Consider the following 16,752-nt stretch of genomic DNA (forward strand, 5'->3'; position numbering starts at 1 on the left):
TCAAAAAAGGCAGCAGTTTACACGTCGTCGGGCAGTCGACCGCCGGAATCGGGGAAGCGGTGCGGTTCGGCGCGTCGTGCGCCCCGCGCGGACGCCCGTCGCGCAAGGCTCGGCGGGCAGCGGCAACGGGCGGAAAACAGGCTCGGCGGCGGCCGGTGGGCGGCCGCGCCATCGGGACGCGATGCGTTCGCGACACACCGACGCGCGTTCGGGCGTTCGGGCGAGCGGCCCGGCCGGTTCCCGCCGCTAATCGGCAACGGCCATGGCCGGCCGCTGCCACGCGCTGACGAAGCTGCGCTCAGATCCCCGCTTTCGGTGCATTCAGGATCAGCCGCAGCCCGAGCAGCGCGATCGCGCCGGCCGCGATGCGGTCGACCCATTTCTTCGCGCGCAGGTAAAGTTCGCGCGGCCGACGCGTCGAGAAGCACAGCGCGACGAGCGTGTACCAGCCGAATTCGACCGCGAACACGAGCGGCGGCAGCACGAGGTAACACCACAGCGGCGGATGCTGCGGAAGCAGCGCCGCGAAGATGCTGCCGTACCAGATCGCCGTCTTCGGGTTGCTGAGCTGGGTCGTGAGGCCGGTCCAGAACGACTTGCGCGCGCTGCCGCCGGCCATCGCCCGCGGATCGTCCATCGCGATCGGCCGATCGGCGCCGCGCCAGATCTTCGACGCCATGTAAATCAGGTAAACGCCGCCCGCCAGCTTGAGACCCACGTACAGCCATTCGACGGCCTGCAGCAGCGTGTAGAGCCCGGCCAGCGCGACGCCGCCGAACACGATGCCGCCGATGCCCATGCCGAGCGCGGTGGCGAGCCCGTCGCGACGCGACAGCCCGATCGAATTGCGGGCCACCAGCACGAAGCTCGGGCCCGGGATCATCGCGCCGAGAAACAGCGCAGCGAGGATGGCGAGTACGGCAGCCGATGCGGTCATCGACGTCTCCTTGGTCAGCGACGCCGCTGCGCCGGCGCCTGCGTGTCGTTTCCGACGGGTGAGGCCGTCGATTCTGGCATGCTTCGCGCGTGGCCGAAAGCGGCTGTGCGCTGCTATGCTGGCCCTCTTTCCCGTCATTCCGCGCCGCCCCATGATCGAGATCCGCGTCGCCCGCCATCCCGACGATGCCGCCGCCGTCGAAGCGATCTTTCGCGCGGACGTCGCGCGGCCGACGGTCGACCTCCCATTCGACGACGACGCGCCCGGCAATCCGACACCCGGCACCGCGCTTCCCGGGCGCGATTTGTAACGCCGCGCGACCGCCCCTTTTCTCCTTTCGATCGGACCGCCCGCCATGCGCGCTCTTCGCCTTTCCGCCCTGCTGCTGCCGCTCCTCGCCGCATTCCCGCCCGGAGCCCGCGCCGACGGCCTGCCGGCGTCGATCGCCGCGCAACTGCCGCCCGGCTATCAGCCGCTGCTCGCGCAAGCCGGCCCCGGTCTCGACGATGGGCGGCACAGCTTTCTCGTCGTCGTGCATCGCGCGGTCGATACGCGCGAACAGCCGTCGCCGCGCCCGCTGCTGATCTACGAGGAACAGGCCGATCACACCTACCGGCTCGCCACGCGCAACGACCAGGTCGTGCTGCGCGCGAACGAAGGCGGCCAGTGCGATCCGTTCGATCCCGCAGATGCGGCCGACAACGGCCTTTCGGTGAAGGGCCGCTATTTCACCGTGCAGAATGCCGTCGCGTGCGGGCAGCACTGGACCGACTACGTCACGTTCCGCTACGACCCGCGCACGCACGGCTGGCTGTTTTCGAGCCAGATCGTCACCGAATCGTTTCCGCTCGACGACAAGCCCGACCACGTCACCGTCACGCGCGCCGACGCGCACCGTCCGGTGTCGTTCGGGCAATGGAAGCGCAAGGACTAGCCTCCCGGTACGCACCCGCGCCGCGGCGGCGCCGTTTTTCAATCCGGCACGTCGAGCGCGCGCCGCTCGCGACACCCGGCCAACGGGTCTACCATAGGCGCTCGTTGCCCGTGGGCGACCGCCGGCACGGCATGCGGCTTGCGCCTGCCCCTTTCCTCGTTGCCCCCGCACAGGAGGACGTCATGACGCAACACTTCGATGCAATCGTCATCGGCACCGGCCAGGCCGGGCCGCCGCTCGCCGCGCGGCTCGCCGGCGCCGGCATGAAAGTCGCGATCGTCGAGCGCGGCCGCTTCGGCGGCACCTGCGTGAACACCGGCTGCATCCCGACCAAGACGCTGATCGCGAGCGCGTACGCCGCGCAGCTCGCACGGCGCGCCGGCGAGTACGGCGTGTCGGTCGGCGGCCCCGTCACCGTCGACATGAAAGCGGTGAAGGCCCGCAAGGACCAGATCTCCGGCCGCTCGAACCACGGCGTCGAGCAATGGGTGCGCGGCCTCGACAACACGACCGTCTTTCAGGGTCATGCCCGATTCGAGCGCGCGAACGCGGTGCGCGTGGGCGATGAACTGCTCGAGGCCGAACGCATCTTCATCAACGTCGGCGGACGCGCGCAGGTGCCCGCGATGCCGGGCCTCGACTCGGTGCCGTACCTGACCAACTCGACGATGATGGACGTCGACTTCCTGCCCGACCATCTCGTGATCGTCGGCGGCAGCTACGTCGGCCTCGAATTCGGCCAGATGTACCGCCGCTTCGGCTCGCGGGTCACGATCGTCGAGAAAGGCGCGCGCCTCGTCCAACGCGAGGACGAAGACGTGTCGCAGGCCGTGCGCGAGATCCTCGAAAACGAAGGGATCGACGTGCAGCTCGACGCGAACTGCCTGAGCGCGCGCCGCGACGGCGACGGCATCGTGGTCGGCCTCGACTGCACGGGCGGCGGCCGCGAGGTCGCGGGCTCGCACCTGCTGCTCGCGGTCGGGCGCGTGCCGAACACCGACGATCTGGGGCTCGACCGCGCGGGCGTCGACACCGACGCGCGCGGCTACATCACCGTCGACGACCAGTTGCGCACCAACGTGCCCGGCATCTGGGCGCTCGGCGACTGCAACGGGCGCGGCGCGTTCACGCACACCGCGTACAACGACTACGAGATCGTCGCGGCCAACCTGCTCGACGACGACCCGCGCAGGGTGTCCGACCGCATCGCGGCCTACGCGATGTACATCGATCCGCCGCTCGGCCGCGTCGGCATGACGCTCGCGCAAGCGAAGCAGACGGGCCGCCGGCTGCTGGTCGGCACGCGTCCGATGACGCGCGTCGGCCGGGCGGTCGAGAAAGGCGAAAGCCAGGGCTTCATGAAGGTGATCGTCGACGCGGACAGCCACGCGATCCTCGGCGCGTCGATCCTCGGCGTGACCGGCGACGAAGTGGTGCACGGCATGCTCGACGTGATGACCGCCGGCGCGCCGTACACGACGATCAGCCGGGCGATGCATATCCACCCGACCGTGTCGGAGCTCGTGCCGACGCTGCTGCAGGACCTGCATCCGATCGACTGACGCACGGCAGGCGGGCGGCCGCGCACCGCGCGCCGGCGGTATGCGAAGATGGCCGCTCGCCACGCCATCCGGGAACGCCATGGACCGTCTGCAAGCGATGCAGATCTACGTACAGATCGTCGAACGCGGCAACTTCACGCAGGCCGCCGATGCGCTGCAACTGCATCGGCCGGCCGTCACGAAAGCGGTGCAGCAGCTCGAACAGGCGCTCGGCGTCCGGCTGCTGAACCGCAGCACGCGCCGCGTCAGCGTGACGGCCGAGGGCGAGGCGTTCCATGCGCGCTGCGTGCAGCTGCTCGGCAGCATCGACGAGGCATTCGCGTCGTTCCCCAGGCAACGCGCGGTGCCGAAGGGTCGGCTGCGGATCGACATCGCGCTCGCGCTCGCGAAGACGGTCGTGATTCCGGCGCTGCCCGATTTCCAGCAACGCTATCCGCAGATCGAACTCGTGCTCGGCACGAGCGACCAGCCGGCCGATTTGATCGGCGAAGGCATCGACTGCGTGGTGCGGGTCGGGACGCTGAAGGATTCGAGCATGGTCGCGCGCACCGTGGGCGCGGTGCACATGGCCACGTGCGCGTCGCCGGCCTATATCGCACGCCATGGCTTGCCGCGCACGCTCGACGAGCTGCGTACGCATCGCGCGGTCAACTTCTTCACCGGCCGCAATCGCCGCGTGCTCGAATGGACGTTCCGCCCGCACGGCGAAACCGTCGCGGTGAAACTCGCGAGCAGCCTGCTCACCGACAACTCGGAAGCGCTGCTGTCGTGCGGGCTCGCCGGCCTCGGCATCGTGCATGCGTTGCGGCCCGCGCTGCAGCCGAGCATCGACGCGGGCCGGTTGATCGAGCTGCTGCCCGGCGTGCCGGCCGTGCCGAAGCCGGTGTCGGTGCTGTACCCGAACCGCGCGCATCTGCCCGACAAGGTACGCGCGTTCATCGACTGGCTGACCGAGCTGTTCGCGCGGCGTTATCCGGCGTAGCGCGGGTTCGCGTCGATTGTTATTCGTCGAATAACAATCAATGATCGGGCCGCGCGTTTATCCGGCGCGGGCGCCCGCCTACGATGCTGCTTCATCGACACCCGTTCATCGAAGGAGCGCTCCATGGCCCGCATCGTTCGTTTCCACCGCGTCGGCGGCCCCGACGTACTGCAGATCGACACCGTCGACGTGCCCGCGCCGGGCCCCGACGACATCCAGCTACGCGTGAAGGCGATCGGCCTCAATCGCGCGGAAATCATGTTCCGTCGCGGCGAATACACGTTCATGCCGCGCTTTCCGGCGTCGCTCGGCTACGAGGCGTCGGGCGTGGTCGCGGCGGTCGGCCGCAACGTGACGGCGTTCGCCGAAGGCGACGCGGTGAGCGTCGTGCCCGCATTCTCGTTCGCCGACTACGGGATGTACGGCGACGTGGTCAACGTGCCCGCGCATGCGGTGGTCAGGCATCCGGACAGCCTGTCGTTCGAGGAAGCGGCCGCGACGTGGATGATGTTCGTGACGGCCTACGGCGCGCTGATCGAACTCGGCGGGCTCCAGCGCGGCGATGCGGTGCTGGTCGGCGCCGCGTCGAGCAGCGTCGGGCAGGCCGCGATCCAGGTCGCGAACCAGATCGGCGCGGTGCCGATCGCGCTGACGCGCGGCGAATCGAAACGTCGGGCGCTGCTCGATGCAGGCGCGAAGCACGTGATCGTCGGCAGCCCCGCCGACCTGCCTCAACAGGTGGCAGAAATCACGGGCGGCATCGGCGCGCGTCTCGTGTTCGACCCGGTCGGCGGCCCCGACGCGGCGAACCTGCTGCGCGCGCTGGCCACCGGCGGCACGTTCTTCCAGTACGGCGCGCTCGACCCGCGCGACATCCCGGTGCCGGTGATGGACCTGCTCGCGCGCCACCTGACGCTGCGCGGCTACGAGCTGTTCGAGATCACCGGCAGCGCGCAACGGCTCGAACGCGCGAAGCGCTTCATCGTCGACGGGCTCGCGGCCGGCACGCTGAAGCCGCGAATCGATCGCACGTTCGCGTTCGACGACATCGCGGACGCGCATCGCTACATGGAAGCCGGCGCGCAGGTCGGCAAGATCGTCGTCACGGTCTGAGCCGCGCCCATGGCGAGCGGCGCGCGCCGCTCGTCAGCTTTCGAAATACCGCGGCCGGTCGATATCGGCCAGCAACCCCGGCTGCGTCGGCGCCCAGCCGAGCGATGCCCGTGTGCGCTCGCTGGTTGCGGGCGCATCCATCCCCGCAAACATCGCGAACCAGCCGAAGTGCTCGCCGGCTTCCGCCGCCGACTTCGCGACGACCGGCACGTTCAGCCGCCGGCCGATCACCTCGGCGATCTCGCGGAACGGCACGCCCGTATCGTCGACCGCGTGATAACGCGCGCCGGCCGCGCCGCGTTCGATCGCGAGCCGGTACACACGCGCCGCGTCGAGCCGGTGCACGGCCGGCCAGCGGTTCTCGCCGTCGCCGACGAACGCCGATACGCCCTTCTCCCGCGCGAACGCGATCAGGCGCGGCACGAACGCGTGATCGCCGTCGCCGTGCACGGACGGCGGCAGGCGAACGACCGACGCGTGCACGCCGCGCGCTTCCAGCGCGACCGCGGTCGCTTCGGACGCACGCGGATAGCTCGCCGACACCGGCACGTGCGGATCGTCCTCCGTCGCCGCGCGGCCGGGCGCGACGAGCGCGAGGCCCGACGTGACGACCAGCGGCCGCGCCGAGCCGGCGAGCGCCGCGCCGATCGTCTCGATCGCGCGGCGATCGAGTTCGCAGTTCTGCGCGAAGCGCGAGAAGTCGTGATTGAATCCCGTGTGGATCACCGCATCGGCGGCCTCGGCGCCGCGCGTCAGGCTGTCGAGATCCTCCAGCGACCCGCGATGGACGTCGGCGCCGGCCGCGGCGACCGACGCCGCGGCCGCATCGGACCGCGCGAGCCCGAGCACCGAGTGCCCGGCCGCCACGAGTTCGGCCACGACGGCCGAGCCGACGAATCCCGATGCTCCCGTAACAAAGACACGCATGTTCAGCACCTCCGGATGAAATGGAGGCTTACTATGTGCGGATCGCCGCTCGCGGTGAAGTCGTGACGGTTTACCGGTAAACGAACTAACAGGATATGGCTGACGCCCCCGACAACCTGCTCGGCGCGTACCTGCGGGACCGCCGCGAGAAACTCGACCCGGCCGCGCTCGGGCTGCCGGCCACGCGCCGGCGCACGCCGGGCCTGCGGCGCGAGGAAGTCGCGCAGCGCGCGCACGTGAGCGCCGCGTGGTACACGTGGCTCGAACAGGGGCGCGGCGGCGCGCCGTCGGCCGACGTGCTCGACCGGCTCGCCCGCGCGCTGATGCTCAACGAGGCCGAACGCGAGCACCTGTTCCTGCTCGGCGTCGGCCACCCGCCCGAGGTGCGCTATCACGCGCCGGCCAGCGTGACGCCGCGCCTGCAGCACGTGCTCGATTCGCTCGACGCGAGCCCGGCGATCATCCGCACGGCGACGTGGGACGTCGTCGCGTGGAACGACGCGGCGGCCGCGACGCTGACCGACTACGCGACCCTGCCGCCGGCCGCGCGCAACATCCTGCGGCTGATCTTCGTCGACGCACGCGTGCGCGCCGTGCAGCCGAACTGGGAGCGCATCGCGCGGTTCGCGGTCGGGGCATTTCGTGCGGACGTCGCGCGCAGCGGCGCGACGCAGGCCGTGCAGGCGTTCGTCGACGAGATGCGCGCGACGAGCGCCGAATTCGACGCGATGTGGCGCGACCACGCAATCCATTCGCAGCACGAAGGCACGAAAGAGATCCGCCATCCGCAGGCAGGCCGGATCGCGTTCGAATATTCGGCGTTCACGGTCACCGGCCGCCCGGACCTGAGCCTCGTGATCTTCACGCCGGCGACGCCGGCCGACCGCGAGCGGATCCGGGCGCTCGTCGCGGCCCGCGAACAGGCACGCAGCACGGCGCAAGCGCCGGCCGTGTGACCGCGCACGGCTTTCCCGGGAGCGTGATTCCGCACGACACGGATCGACGAATCGACGAATCGACGAATCGACGAATCGACGAATCGCGAAGCAGTATGTGCCCCGTTCGATATCGACCACTGACGAACGTACGCGGAAAACGCAAAGGGGCGTCGCGCGCTGAACGCGCGACGCCCCTGGTTCATTCACGGAAAAGTGCCGACTATGCCGCGCGCTGCAGCAGGTCCGTCGCGAAAGACTTCGCATGCGCGACGGCTTCCTGCGCGTCGCCGAATACGCCGAGCTGATCCCAGTGCTCTTCGGCCGCGTAGGTGCCTTTCACGGCGAGCGCCCGCTGGACGCTCAATTGCGCCGCGTATCGGCCGTCGTCCAGCGGCCGGGCCGTCGCGACGACCTTGTGCGGCGGGCTGGCCCGCTCCGGCTGAACCAGCTCGACAGGGCCGCTGACCGTGCCGATATTCATCAACTCGTTTCTGGCGTTGCAGTCGGGGCAGTAGAAGCACCAGCCCGCGTCCTCCTGATGGTGCCTGACCTGCCCGCGAGCCAGCACGGCACGACATTCGACGTTTTCGCAGATGAACGGCATCGCAGTCTCCGGAGTTGTTTGTCGGAAATCCTAGCATGTCCGCGGGCGGTCAACCATCGGCATCCGCATGATTGCCGTGCCGGGGTTCCGGCGGGTTACGGAGGGCCGGCCGCGGAAGCGTCGCCGCCTTTCGCTGCGCTGCAAAATCGGCGCGTTTCCCGGATCGGGAAGCCGCTGGCGCCACCGTGCGCCGGATCGTGCCCCACGCATTCTCGGAGAATCGTGCAAGAAATGCGGACTTGCGGAATAACGGTCACGCATGCTTCCGCGCGATGCTGTCGGTTCTTCATCTCCCTCCGAGGAACGGACATGACCGGCCACAACATCGAACGGAAAGTGATCCTGATCACCGGCGCGAGCAGCGGCATCGGCGAGGCCACCGCCCGCTATCTGGGCGCGCGCGGCGCGCGCCTGATGCTCGGCGCACGCCGTACCGAACGCCTCGCCGCGCTCGCCGACGACATTCGCGCCGAGGGCGGCACCGCGGCCTGGCGCGCGCTCGACGTCACGCGACGCGACGACAGCGTCGCCTTCGTCGACGCCGCGCTCGCCGAGTACGGGCAGATCGACGTCATCGTCAACAACGCGGGCGTCATGCCGCTGTCTCCGATGGCGTCGCTGAAGGTCGACGAGTGGGACCGCATGGTCGACGTCAACATCAAGGGCGTGCTGTACGGCATCGCGGCCGTCCTGCCGGTGATGAATCGGCAGGGTTTCGGCCAGATCGTCAACGTGTCGTCGATCGGCGGATTGCGCGTATCGCCGACGGCCGCCGTCTATTGCGCGACGAAATACGCGGTACGCGCGATCTCCGACGGCTTGCGGCAGGAGAACGACAAGCTGCGCGTCACGAGCATCTGCCCGGGTGTCGTCACGTCCGAGCTGGCCGACACGATTACCGATCCGGTCGCCGCCGAAGCGATGACGCGATACCGCAGCATCGCGCTCGAACCCGACGCGATCGCGGCGGCCATCGCGTATGCGATCGCGCAGCCGGCCGATGTCGACGTGAACGAGATCGTCGTGCGTCCGACCGCGACGGTCGCGGGCTAGCAGACGACGCATCTGCCCGAACTCGTCCGGGATAAACTGTCGGCCCGACACCGAACCTGGAGATGCTCGATGTTGATCCGCGTTGCGACACTGGCCGATGCCGTCCCGCTCGCCGAATTGAAGCGCGATACGTTTCGCGAAACCTTTCTGCAGGACGGGTTCGGCATCGACTATCCGCCGGACGATCTGGCCGAGTACGAAGCCCGGACGTACTCGGTTGCGGCGATCGCCGAGCAGCTCGGCGACCCGCAGTGCCGGACGTGGGTCGCGGAAGGCGACGACGGCACGCTGGTCGGATACGCGCATGCGGGGCCGTGCAAGCTTCCGCACCCGGACGTGACGGACGGTGCGGGCGAGATCCATCAGATCTATCTTCGACGCGGCACGCAGGGAACCGGCGCCGGACGGGCGTTGTTCGACGCCGCGCTCCAGTATCTCGCCGCGACGCGCCCCGGCCCGGTATGGCTAGGCGTGTGGTCGGGCAACGCGAAGGCCATCGCGTTCTACGAGAAGGCAGGCTTCAAGCGTGTCGGTACGTACGATTTCAAGGTCGGCGAATCGACCGATCTGGAGTTCATCTACCGCCGCTGACCGTTCGCTCCCGTCGGCATCGCTTCGACGCGGCGCAAACGAATACAGGCAGCCAGTGACGGCGTCTTCGGTTCGTCGACCGCATGACGCAAGCCGCCCTCGATCCGCGCCGACGAACGGGGACACGCGCCGGAACCGGCAGATCGAGCGGTGACGGGCGCCAGCGCGCACGGGCACGGCCACGCGCGCCGCGACCATCATTTGCGGGAGTGATGACACTTCCCTTTTTCTGTGGATTTGACCGGGAGAGCCGGGCCGACAACACTAGCCCGCAGTGCCGCACAAGACGGCACGCACCCGCCCCCCCATCAGAGCCCGCCATGTACCCGACCGACACCGTGCAATCCCCGAGCGCCGCCCGGCCGCTCGCCGACCGGCAACTGCGCCGGATCGTCATCGCCTCCGTCGCCGGCAACGCGATGGAGTGGTACGACTTCTTCGTGTACGGCACCGCCGCGGCGCTGGTATTCGGCCACGTGTTCTTTCCGCCCGGCGCATCGCCGCTCGCCGGGAGCCTCGCCGCGTTCGCGGCGTTCGCGCTCGGCTTCGTCGCACGCCCGCTCGGCGGGATCGTGTTCGGCCACGTCGGCGACCGTTACGGGCGCAAGGCGTCGCTCGTGTGGACGCTGCTGATCATGGGCGCATCGACCTTCGCGATCGGCCTGCTGCCGACCTATGCGCAGGTCGGCCTGTGGGCGCCGGCCGCGCTCGTCGTGCTGCGCCTGCTGCAGGGCATCGCGTCCGGCGGCGAATGGGGCGGCGGCGTACTGATGATCAGCGAGAACGCGCCGCCCGAGCAGCGCGGCTATTACGCGGCGTGGAGCCAGCTCGGCGTGGGCGGCGGCTTCGTGCTGTCGTCGGCCGCGTTTCTCGCCGCGCAGGCGCTGCCGGACGACATGTTCCGCACGTGGGGCTGGCGGCTGCCGTTCCTCGCGAGCGTCGCGATCTTCGCGATCGGCATCTATATTCGTCGCCATCTGCCGGAAAGCCGCGACTTCGAGCAGGCCGGCAAGCGCGGCGCGCACACGCATTTGCCGATCGTCGAGTGCATCCGCCGCCATCCGAAGGAAATCCTGCTCGCGATGGGGCTGCGTGTGGCCGAAAACGGCGGCGCGTACATCTTCCTCGCGTTCTCGCTCGTCTACGGCAAATACGTCGGCATCCCGAACGGCACGATGCTGACCGGCGTGATGATCGCGATGATCGTCGAGATGGGCGCGATGCTCGCATGGGGCCGCCTGTCCGACCGGATCGGCCGCAAGCCCGTGTACCTGATCGGCGCGCTGAGCCTCGTCGCGTGCGCGTTTCCGTTCTTCTGGCTGCTCGACACGCGCGCGACGCCGCTCGTGTGGCTCGCGCTCACGGTCGGCACGGCGGTGAGCCACGGCGCGATGATCGGTACGCTGCCCGCGCTCGTCGGCGAGCTGTTCAGCACCGAGGTGCGTTACTCGGGCGTCGCGCTCGGCCACGAAGTCGCATCGATCTTCGCGGGCGGGATGTCGCCGTTGATCGCGACCGCGCTGCTCGCGCGCTATCACGCGTCGTGGCCGGTGTCGCTGTTCCTCGTTGCGCTCGGCCTCGTGACCGTCGCGACGCTGTGCGCGATGCGCGAGACGCGCATCGCGCCCGCCGACGGTTCGCGCGACCACTCGGCATGAACGCGCGACGCTCAGCGCCCGGCGTCGCGCCGCGCGCCGTCGAATGCCGGCGCCAGCCCGAGATGATCGAGCAGCCGCGCGAATTCGCCGAGCCGCTGCCGCATGTACGCCGGCACGTCGACCGCTGCATAGTCGTGGAAGCCGGCACCCGTGCGTACGCCGTCGCGTCCGGCTTCCATGTTGCGCACGACGCTCGCGGCCGGGGCGAAGCGCGGGCCGATCTCGCCGGCCAGATACGTCGACGCGTAGTAAAGGATGTCGCAGCCGCCCCAGTCGATGAATTCGAGCAGCCCGAGCACCGCGAAGCGCGGGCCGAAGCCGGTGCGAATCGCCGTGTCGATGTCCTCGGCGCTCGCCACGCCCTCCTCGACCATCCGCGCGGCCTCGTTCATCGCGAGCGCCTGGATGCGCGGCACGATATAGCCGGGCGCCGGCCCGCAGATCACCGGCTTCTTGCCCACGCGCTCGAGCAGCGCCGCGAGCCCGTCGACGACGGCTCGGTCGGTCGCATCGCTGCGGCTGACCTCGACGAGCGGCATCAGCAGCGCGGGATTCAGCCAGTGCGCGTTCAGCATCCGCGCCGGGTGCGCGACATGGCGCTGCAATTCGGTGACGACGAACGTCGACGTGGTCGACGCGATCGTTGCGTGCGCATCGACGTGCTCGCCGAGCCAGCGCAGCGCGTCGGCCTTGGCATCGAGCACTTCGGGCAGCGCTTCGAACACGATATCGGCGTCGCGCACCGCGTCCGCCGCGCCGTCGCGCGCCACGGGCGCGATGCGCGCGACGACGGCGTCGGCCTGCGCGGCATCGATGCGGCCCAGTGCGACCTGCGCCTGCACGGGCCGGGCGAGCTCGCCGCGCGTGCGTTCGTCGAACGCGCGCAAGCCGGCCGCATCGCGCGGCTTGAAGTCGATCAGCGTCACGTCGAGGCCCGCGAACGCGAACGCGAGCGCGATGCCCTGCCCCATGCGTCCCGCGCCGAGCACGTGGATGCGCGTCACATCGGCGGCCGCCTTCATGCCGCGTACCCCGCGTCGAGCAGCGCGCGCAGCGCGTCCTTCGACAGCGCCGCGAGCCCGAGCCGCTCCAGCGTGCGGCCTTCCGCATACAAGTCGCGCACCGCGACCGCACTCGCGATGCTCAGCAGCCCCTGCGCGACGGGCGTCGGCACGCCGGCCCAGCGCCCGCACGACACGATGAACGACAGCCCGAGCCGGGTGTCTTCGAGCATGTAGCGATGCGTGCGCAGATCGATCTTCTCGCGCCAGTCGCCGCTATCGGTCAGCTTGCCGTGCGCGCCGCGCCCGTACATCCACTCGTCGCCGTCGGTCGCATAGTGATCGGCGAGCGGGAAATGCGGCGCGCGGTAGCCGAGCGCTTCGCGCACCGCGACGCGTTCGGCGTCGAGCGCGTTCGTCACGCGGCGGATCGACGGCTGCGTGCCTTCGTTGTGGATGTCCCACGCGTCGAAGTGTTCGAGCGGCCCGGCGTTCATCAGGATCAGCGGCGGGTGAATCACCGGGCCCGCGTTCATCAGCGCGCCGGACAACGCATCCTCCACCGGCTCGACCGACGGATAACCCGCCCGCAGCACGTCGAACGCCCAGCCGGCCGCGTTCGCCGGCCATACGCCGGTCGGCAGGCGCGTCGCGTACGCGCTGATCACGACATCGTTGTCGCCATGCTTGCGCACCAGGTACGGCAGCGTGCCCGTTTCGGCGAACGCGACGCGCGAACGGTTGCCGGCGTCGGCCGCCGCACGCGCGAACACGGCGCTGCCGAACGTGCCGGGCGGCAGGAACACGACCTGGCCGTCCTCCAGCAGCGGCGCGACCTGCGTGGCGAGCGCGTCGTGCGACGTGGCCGGCAGCGGCACCACGACGAGCCGTACGCCATGCAGTGCAGCGGCGAGATCGTCGGTCGGACGGATCGCGCCCGGTCCATCGCCGAGCGGCACCGCGCGCTTGCCGCGATAGTCGGTGACGTTCAGCACGCCAAGCGCGCGCAGCCGCGCATGCGGCTCGCGATCGCGCCGCCACCATGTCACGTCGTGGCCTTTTTCGAGCAGGTCGATGGCCGCCGCATGGCAGCCGTGGCCGCCGCCCAGAACACATACCTTCATCGTCTTCTCCCGGTGATCGAGTTTGTCCGAGACTACGCGGCCGCCCGCGCCGCGTCGCTTCGAAACGCGCAACGACGCGCCCGTTCGCGCAACGCATTCGCGAAGCTGCGCATACCGCCGCGCCCCCGCATCCGCCACGAGGTCCACGCATGCACATCGCCCTTTCCCGCCATGCGCCGAACCGGCTCGACCTGCTGCAGGCGCCCGACGAAGTCGAACGCGCGGTCGCGCACCGGCTCGGGCCGCACCGGATGGCCGCGTCCGGCCACGATCCGTTTCATGCGGAGCTGTACGAGGTGCCGCTGCATCACGGCGCGCTGCTCGAACTCTGCTACGGCCGCGAAACGCGCATCGATTTCGGCGACGACGCCGATCACTTCCTGTTCCGGCTGACGCTCGCCGGCGCGTGCGAGTTGCAGGCCGGCAGCGTCGTCGCGCGCGCCGGCCCCGGCGAGCTGACCGTGTCGTCGCCCGCGCTCGCGAGCCGCCTGCGCACGAGCCGCGATTGCCGCAATCTCGTGCTGCGGCTCGAACGCGGCGCGCTCGAACGCAAGTTGCAGGACATGCTGCAGGTCACGCTCACGCGGCCGCTGCAATTCGACCTCGCGGCCGGCCGTGCCGGCAAGGGCATGGGCGCGGCGCTCGTGCTGCCGACCTTCGAGTACCTGTGCCGGCTCGGCGCGCAGCCGGACCTCGGCGCGGCGTCGCCGGCGTTCGGCGCCGACCTCACCGCGTGGCTGATGTCGCTGCTGCTCACGCACCTGCCGCACGCGTACAGCGACGCGCTGCTGCGCGGCACGCCGCCGCTGCCCGCCTACGTGCGGCGTGCCTGCGCGCACATCGATGCGCACCTCGGCGAACCGCTCGCGCTCGCCGTGCTGGCTGCCGTCGCCGGGGTCGCGCCGCGCACGCTGCAGCATGCGTTCCGCGCATTCCTGCACACCACGCCGGCCGCGTACGTGCGCGAGCGTCGGCTCGCCGCCGTGCACGCGGCGCTGCAACGCGGCGACGCGCACAGCGTGACCGACGTGCTGATCGCGCACGGCATCCATGGCTTCGGCCATTTCGCGAAGGCGTATGCGCGACGTTACGGCCACGCGCCTTCGGTCACCGCGAGGCAAGCACGATGACGCACTCCGCCCCCGGCCGGCCGCCGGCCCGCTCCGATCCCGCGCCGCACGACGCGGACGCATCCGACGGCCTGCGCGTGCAGGATCTCGATCTCAACCTGTTGAAGACGTTTCGCGCGGTGTATGAAGAGCGGCACGTCGGCCGCGCAGCGCTGCGGCTCGGCGTCACGCAGCCGTCCGTCAGCTACGCGCTCGGCCGGCTGCGGCTGATGTTTCGCGACGCGCTGTTCGTGCGCACCGGCACCGGCGTCGAGCCGACCCCGCGTGCGCAACGGCTCGCGATCTCGGTCGACAAGGCGCTCGCGATCCTGCAGGACGTGCTCGACGAAGGCTCGCGCTTCGCGCCCGACAGCACGCAGCGCGTGTTCCGCCTGCACATGAGCGATTTCGCGGCGAGCGCATTCCTGCCGACGCTGCTCGCCGCGTTCGACCGGCGCGCGCCGGGCGCCGTGATCGAGACGCTGCACGTCGACGAATGCCAGCTCAACGTCGCGCTCGAATCGGGCCGCATCGACTTCGCGCTCGGGCATTTCGCCGATGCGTCGAGCCACTTCCAGCGCACCGCGCTGCTGCACGAGCGCTGCGTGCTGCTGATGCCGCGCCGCACCGCGCAGCGCGCCGGGTTGCCCGACGATTTCGTGCTCGACGGCACGGCGCCCGACACGCTGCGCTTCGTCGCGGTCACGTCGCATCCGCAATCGATGCAGTTGCTCGAACGGCACGAACTGATGCCGCGCGTGCGCGCGGCGCTGCCCGATTTCATGGTGGTGCCGGCATTGCTGCGGGACGGCGATTACGCGCTGATCCTGCCGGAGACGATCGCGATCACGTTCGCGGCACGCCAGCCGTGCGTGCTGTACGAAATCGCCGGCGCCGGCGAATGGGCCGTCAACGCGTACTGGCATCGCCGCTTCGATGCGGATCCCGGTCATCGCTGGATGCGTGCGCTGCTGCTCGAACTGTTCAATATCGGCGAGCAGGCACCGTTCGACGCATGGCTCGCCCCGCAGCCGCCCGCGTGCGCGTAGCGGCGCAAGCGGGCTCGCCGACACCGTCAGAACGACGTGAGGATGCCCGCGACGAGCGAGCTGGCGGTCGCGCCCGGTTTCGCCACCGCGACGCCGCCGCCGGCCGCGCCGTTGACGACGAAGCGCGCGTGCGCGCCGTTGCGCACCATCGCGGCGCCCGTGTACAGCACCGTGCGCTTCGACAGCGGATAGTCGAAGCGGATGCCGTACGAATCGGCGTTGCCGTCGCTGTCGGCCACCTTCCGGTAATGGCCGACGCTCAGCAGCAGCGACGCGCGCCCGATCGGCACCGTCGCGCTGAGTTCCATGATGTCGCTGTGCGGATAAGCGCTCTGGCTGTCGATCGCGGTCGCCACATCGGGACCGCCGCGATGACGCAGGTACAGCGCGGCCACCTTCACGACGTTGAGGTCGTACGAAATCGCACCGAGCGTGTAGTTGCCGTTCGCGGCCGTGCTCGTGGCGCCGAGCGTGGACGACGCAACCGGGCTGAACTTCTGCTGCATGTAGTCGACGTCGACCGACAGGCCGCCGTGCACGTAGTTGAGCCCCGCGCCGTACGTGTCGCCCAGCGTCGCCGGTTGCCCGGCCGCGCCGTTCGTGCCGCGCGCGGCCATCGCGCGCAGCATGAAGCCCGCGTAGCGCGGCGACGTGTAGCGCATCGCGTTGCGTACGCGCAGGAACGCGGGCCCGACGAAGTTGTTGGTCGCGTTGCCCCATGCGAGCCCCGCGCCGAGGCCTGGCAGGCTGTACGTGACGAGCGTCGTATGCAGGATCGTGTAGAGCTCGCCGAACTGCACGCCGCCGAACGGCCCCGTGATGCCGACCCACGCTTCGCGGCCGAACAGCGCGCTACCGTTCGCCAGTGCGCCGCTCGCCGCGTTGAAACCGTCCTCGAGCTTGAAGATCGTCGCGTAGCCGCCGCCGAGATCCTCGACGCCCTTCAGCCCCCACTGCGACGCCCACAGGTTGCCGCTGCCCATGCGCGCCACGTGGTTCGGCCCGGCGTTCGCGTATTCGATCGCGGTGTCGATGCGGCCGTAGAGCGTCACGCTCGATTGCGCGACGGCAGGCAGCGCCGTGCACGCGAGCAGCGCGGCAAGCGGTACGGCAAGCCGGTCGGCCCGCCCGTTCGGTTGGTTCATGTTCGTCGTCCCGTGGAAGTGCCGG

Annotated in this window: 17 protein-coding genes; 11 read left to right on the forward strand and 6 right to left on the reverse strand. The window is 70.0% G+C overall.

What is annotated here, in order from left to right; translation table 11 throughout:
• Window positions 1-298: 298 nt before the first annotated feature.
• Window positions 299-937, reverse strand: a complete 639-nt coding sequence (locus tag WT53_RS23980) for a LysE family translocator (protein WP_060261828.1) — start codon at window positions 935-937, stop codon at window positions 299-301.
• Window positions 938-1,052: 115 nt separating this feature from the next.
• Between WT53_RS23980 and WT53_RS34225 the strand changes: the two genes are divergently transcribed.
• The 5 genes from WT53_RS34225 to WT53_RS24000 all read left to right on the forward strand — a co-directional run bounded on the left by WT53_RS34225 (window position 1,053) and on the right by WT53_RS24000 (window position 5,528).
• Complete coding sequence (locus WT53_RS34225; RefSeq protein WP_257127864.1) at window positions 1,053-1,247, forward strand: hypothetical protein; 195 nt, start codon at window positions 1,053-1,055, stop codon at window positions 1,245-1,247.
• A gap of 45 nt (window positions 1,248-1,292) precedes the next feature.
• Entirely contained in the window at window positions 1,293-1,871 is a 579-nt protein-coding gene (locus tag WT53_RS23985) for a hypothetical protein (protein WP_060261831.1), read from the forward strand.
• A gap of 182 nt (window positions 1,872-2,053) precedes the next feature.
• Window positions 2,054-3,433, forward strand: a complete 1,380-nt coding sequence (locus WT53_RS23990) for an FAD-containing oxidoreductase (RefSeq protein ID WP_060261834.1) — start codon at window positions 2,054-2,056, stop codon at window positions 3,431-3,433.
• A gap of 79 nt (window positions 3,434-3,512) precedes the next feature.
• Window positions 3,513-4,415 carry a LysR family transcriptional regulator gene (locus tag WT53_RS23995; protein WP_034205420.1) on the forward strand — a complete coding sequence of 301 codons (903 nt, stop codon included), beginning with the start codon at window positions 3,513-3,515 and terminating at the stop codon, window positions 4,413-4,415.
• Window positions 4,416-4,538: 123 nt separating this feature from the next.
• Complete coding sequence (locus WT53_RS24000; protein WP_060261839.1) at window positions 4,539-5,528, forward strand: zinc-dependent alcohol dehydrogenase family protein; 990 nt, start codon at window positions 4,539-4,541, stop codon at window positions 5,526-5,528.
• 33 nt (window positions 5,529-5,561) lie between these two features.
• Here WT53_RS24000 and WT53_RS24005 read toward each other — a convergent pair whose 3' ends face one another.
• Complete coding sequence (locus tag WT53_RS24005; RefSeq protein ID WP_060262137.1) at window positions 5,562-6,455, reverse strand: SDR family oxidoreductase; 894 nt, start codon at window positions 6,453-6,455, stop codon at window positions 5,562-5,564.
• A 95-nt stretch (window positions 6,456-6,550) separates the two neighbouring features.
• On the opposite strand from WT53_RS24005, the gene WT53_RS24010 reads away from it, so the two are divergent.
• Window positions 6,551-7,411 carry a helix-turn-helix transcriptional regulator gene (locus tag WT53_RS24010; RefSeq protein ID WP_060261842.1) on the forward strand — a complete coding sequence of 287 codons (861 nt, stop codon included), beginning with the start codon at window positions 6,551-6,553 and terminating at the stop codon, window positions 7,409-7,411.
• A 202-nt stretch (window positions 7,412-7,613) separates the two neighbouring features.
• Here the strand turns inward: WT53_RS24010 and WT53_RS24015 are convergent, their stop codons facing one another.
• Window positions 7,614-7,997, reverse strand: coding sequence for a hypothetical protein (locus tag WT53_RS24015; RefSeq protein WP_059784449.1), 384 nt, complete (start codon window positions 7,995-7,997; stop codon window positions 7,614-7,616).
• Between the two features lie 309 nt (window positions 7,998-8,306).
• Between WT53_RS24015 and WT53_RS24020 the strand changes: the two genes are divergently transcribed.
• From WT53_RS24020 to WT53_RS24030, 3 genes are all read left to right on the forward strand, one after another.
• A complete protein-coding gene (locus WT53_RS24020) occupies window positions 8,307-9,050 on the forward strand; it encodes an SDR family oxidoreductase (RefSeq protein ID WP_034205425.1) in 744 nt (247 codons plus the stop codon).
• 69 nt (window positions 9,051-9,119) lie between these two features.
• Window positions 9,120-9,641, forward strand: coding sequence for a GNAT family N-acetyltransferase (locus tag WT53_RS24025; RefSeq protein WP_034205426.1), 522 nt, complete (start codon window positions 9,120-9,122; stop codon window positions 9,639-9,641).
• A 320-nt stretch (window positions 9,642-9,961) separates the two neighbouring features.
• The gene (locus WT53_RS24030; protein ID WP_060261846.1) at window positions 9,962-11,299 is read left to right on the forward strand and encodes an MFS transporter; all 1,338 of its coding nucleotides are present in this window, start codon (window positions 9,962-9,964) and stop codon (window positions 11,297-11,299) included.
• Window positions 11,300-11,310: 11 nt separating this feature from the next.
• Here the strand turns inward: WT53_RS24030 and WT53_RS24035 are convergent, their stop codons facing one another.
• The gene (locus WT53_RS24035) at window positions 11,311-12,321 is read right to left on the reverse strand and encodes a 3-hydroxybutyryl-CoA dehydrogenase (protein WP_060261849.1); all 1,011 of its coding nucleotides are present in this window, start codon (window positions 12,319-12,321) and stop codon (window positions 11,311-11,313) included.
• Window positions 12,318-13,424 carry an NAD/NADP-dependent octopine/nopaline dehydrogenase family protein gene (locus tag WT53_RS24040; RefSeq protein WP_060262140.1) on the reverse strand — a complete coding sequence of 369 codons (1,107 nt, stop codon included), beginning with the start codon at window positions 13,422-13,424 and terminating at the stop codon, window positions 12,318-12,320. The genes WT53_RS24035 and WT53_RS24040 overlap by 4 nt, the downstream gene beginning before the upstream one ends.
• A 149-nt stretch (window positions 13,425-13,573) precedes the next feature.
• Between WT53_RS24040 and WT53_RS24045 the strand changes: the two genes are divergently transcribed.
• Complete coding sequence (locus tag WT53_RS24045) at window positions 13,574-14,554, forward strand: AraC family transcriptional regulator (RefSeq protein WP_060261852.1); 981 nt, start codon at window positions 13,574-13,576, stop codon at window positions 14,552-14,554.
• Window positions 14,551-15,582: a LysR family transcriptional regulator gene (locus WT53_RS24050; RefSeq protein WP_060261855.1), complete on the forward strand. Its 1,032-nt coding sequence runs from the start codon at window positions 14,551-14,553 to the stop codon at window positions 15,580-15,582. The genes WT53_RS24045 and WT53_RS24050 overlap by 4 nt, the downstream gene beginning before the upstream one ends.
• 26 nt (window positions 15,583-15,608) lie before the next feature.
• On the opposite strand, the gene WT53_RS24055 is transcribed toward WT53_RS24050, so the two are convergent.
• Window positions 15,609-16,727 carry a porin gene (locus WT53_RS24055; protein ID WP_060261858.1) on the reverse strand — a complete coding sequence of 373 codons (1,119 nt, stop codon included), beginning with the start codon at window positions 16,725-16,727 and terminating at the stop codon, window positions 15,609-15,611.
• Between the last annotated feature and the right edge of the window lie 25 nt (window positions 16,728-16,752).

The organism is Burkholderia sp. MSMB2157WGS (genome assembly GCF_001532755.1).
GTDB lineage: Bacteria > Pseudomonadota > Gammaproteobacteria > Burkholderiales > Burkholderiaceae > Burkholderia.

Bases quoted from the DNA above. Each gene is read 5' to 3' on its own strand.
- WT53_RS23980 (WP_060261828.1), bottom strand. From the start codon at position 937: ATGACCGCATCGGCTGCCGTACTCGCCATCCTCGCTGCGCTGTTTCTC.
- WT53_RS34225 (WP_257127864.1), top strand. From the start codon at position 1,053: ATGCTGGCCCTCTTTCCCGTCATTCCGCGCCGCCCCATGATCGAGATC.
- WT53_RS23985 (WP_060261831.1), top strand. From the start codon at position 1,293: ATGCGCGCTCTTCGCCTTTCCGCCCTGCTGCTGCCGCTCCTCGCCGCA.
- WT53_RS23990 (WP_060261834.1), top strand. From the start codon at position 2,054: ATGACGCAACACTTCGATGCAATCGTCATCGGCACCGGCCAGGCCGGG.
- WT53_RS23995 (WP_034205420.1), top strand. From the start codon at position 3,513: ATGGACCGTCTGCAAGCGATGCAGATCTACGTACAGATCGTCGAACGC.
- WT53_RS24000 (WP_060261839.1), top strand. From the start codon at position 4,539: ATGGCCCGCATCGTTCGTTTCCACCGCGTCGGCGGCCCCGACGTACTG.
- WT53_RS24005 (WP_060262137.1), bottom strand. From the start codon at position 6,455: ATGCGTGTCTTTGTTACGGGAGCATCGGGATTCGTCGGCTCGGCCGTC.
- WT53_RS24010 (WP_060261842.1), top strand. From the start codon at position 6,551: ATGGCTGACGCCCCCGACAACCTGCTCGGCGCGTACCTGCGGGACCGC.
- WT53_RS24015 (WP_059784449.1), bottom strand. From the start codon at position 7,997: ATGCCGTTCATCTGCGAAAACGTCGAATGTCGTGCCGTGCTGGCTCGC.
- WT53_RS24020 (WP_034205425.1), top strand. From the start codon at position 8,307: ATGACCGGCCACAACATCGAACGGAAAGTGATCCTGATCACCGGCGCG.
- WT53_RS24025 (WP_034205426.1), top strand. From the start codon at position 9,120: ATGTTGATCCGCGTTGCGACACTGGCCGATGCCGTCCCGCTCGCCGAA.
- WT53_RS24030 (WP_060261846.1), top strand. From the start codon at position 9,962: ATGTACCCGACCGACACCGTGCAATCCCCGAGCGCCGCCCGGCCGCTC.
- WT53_RS24035 (WP_060261849.1), bottom strand. From the start codon at position 12,321: ATGAAGGCGGCCGCCGATGTGACGCGCATCCACGTGCTCGGCGCGGGA.
- WT53_RS24040 (WP_060262140.1), bottom strand. From the start codon at position 13,424: ATGAAGGTATGTGTTCTGGGCGGCGGCCACGGCTGCCATGCGGCGGCC.
- WT53_RS24045 (WP_060261852.1), top strand. From the start codon at position 13,574: ATGCACATCGCCCTTTCCCGCCATGCGCCGAACCGGCTCGACCTGCTG.
- WT53_RS24050 (WP_060261855.1), top strand. From the start codon at position 14,551: ATGACGCACTCCGCCCCCGGCCGGCCGCCGGCCCGCTCCGATCCCGCG.
- WT53_RS24055 (WP_060261858.1), bottom strand. From the start codon at position 16,727: ATGAACCAACCGAACGGGCGGGCCGACCGGCTTGCCGTACCGCTTGCC.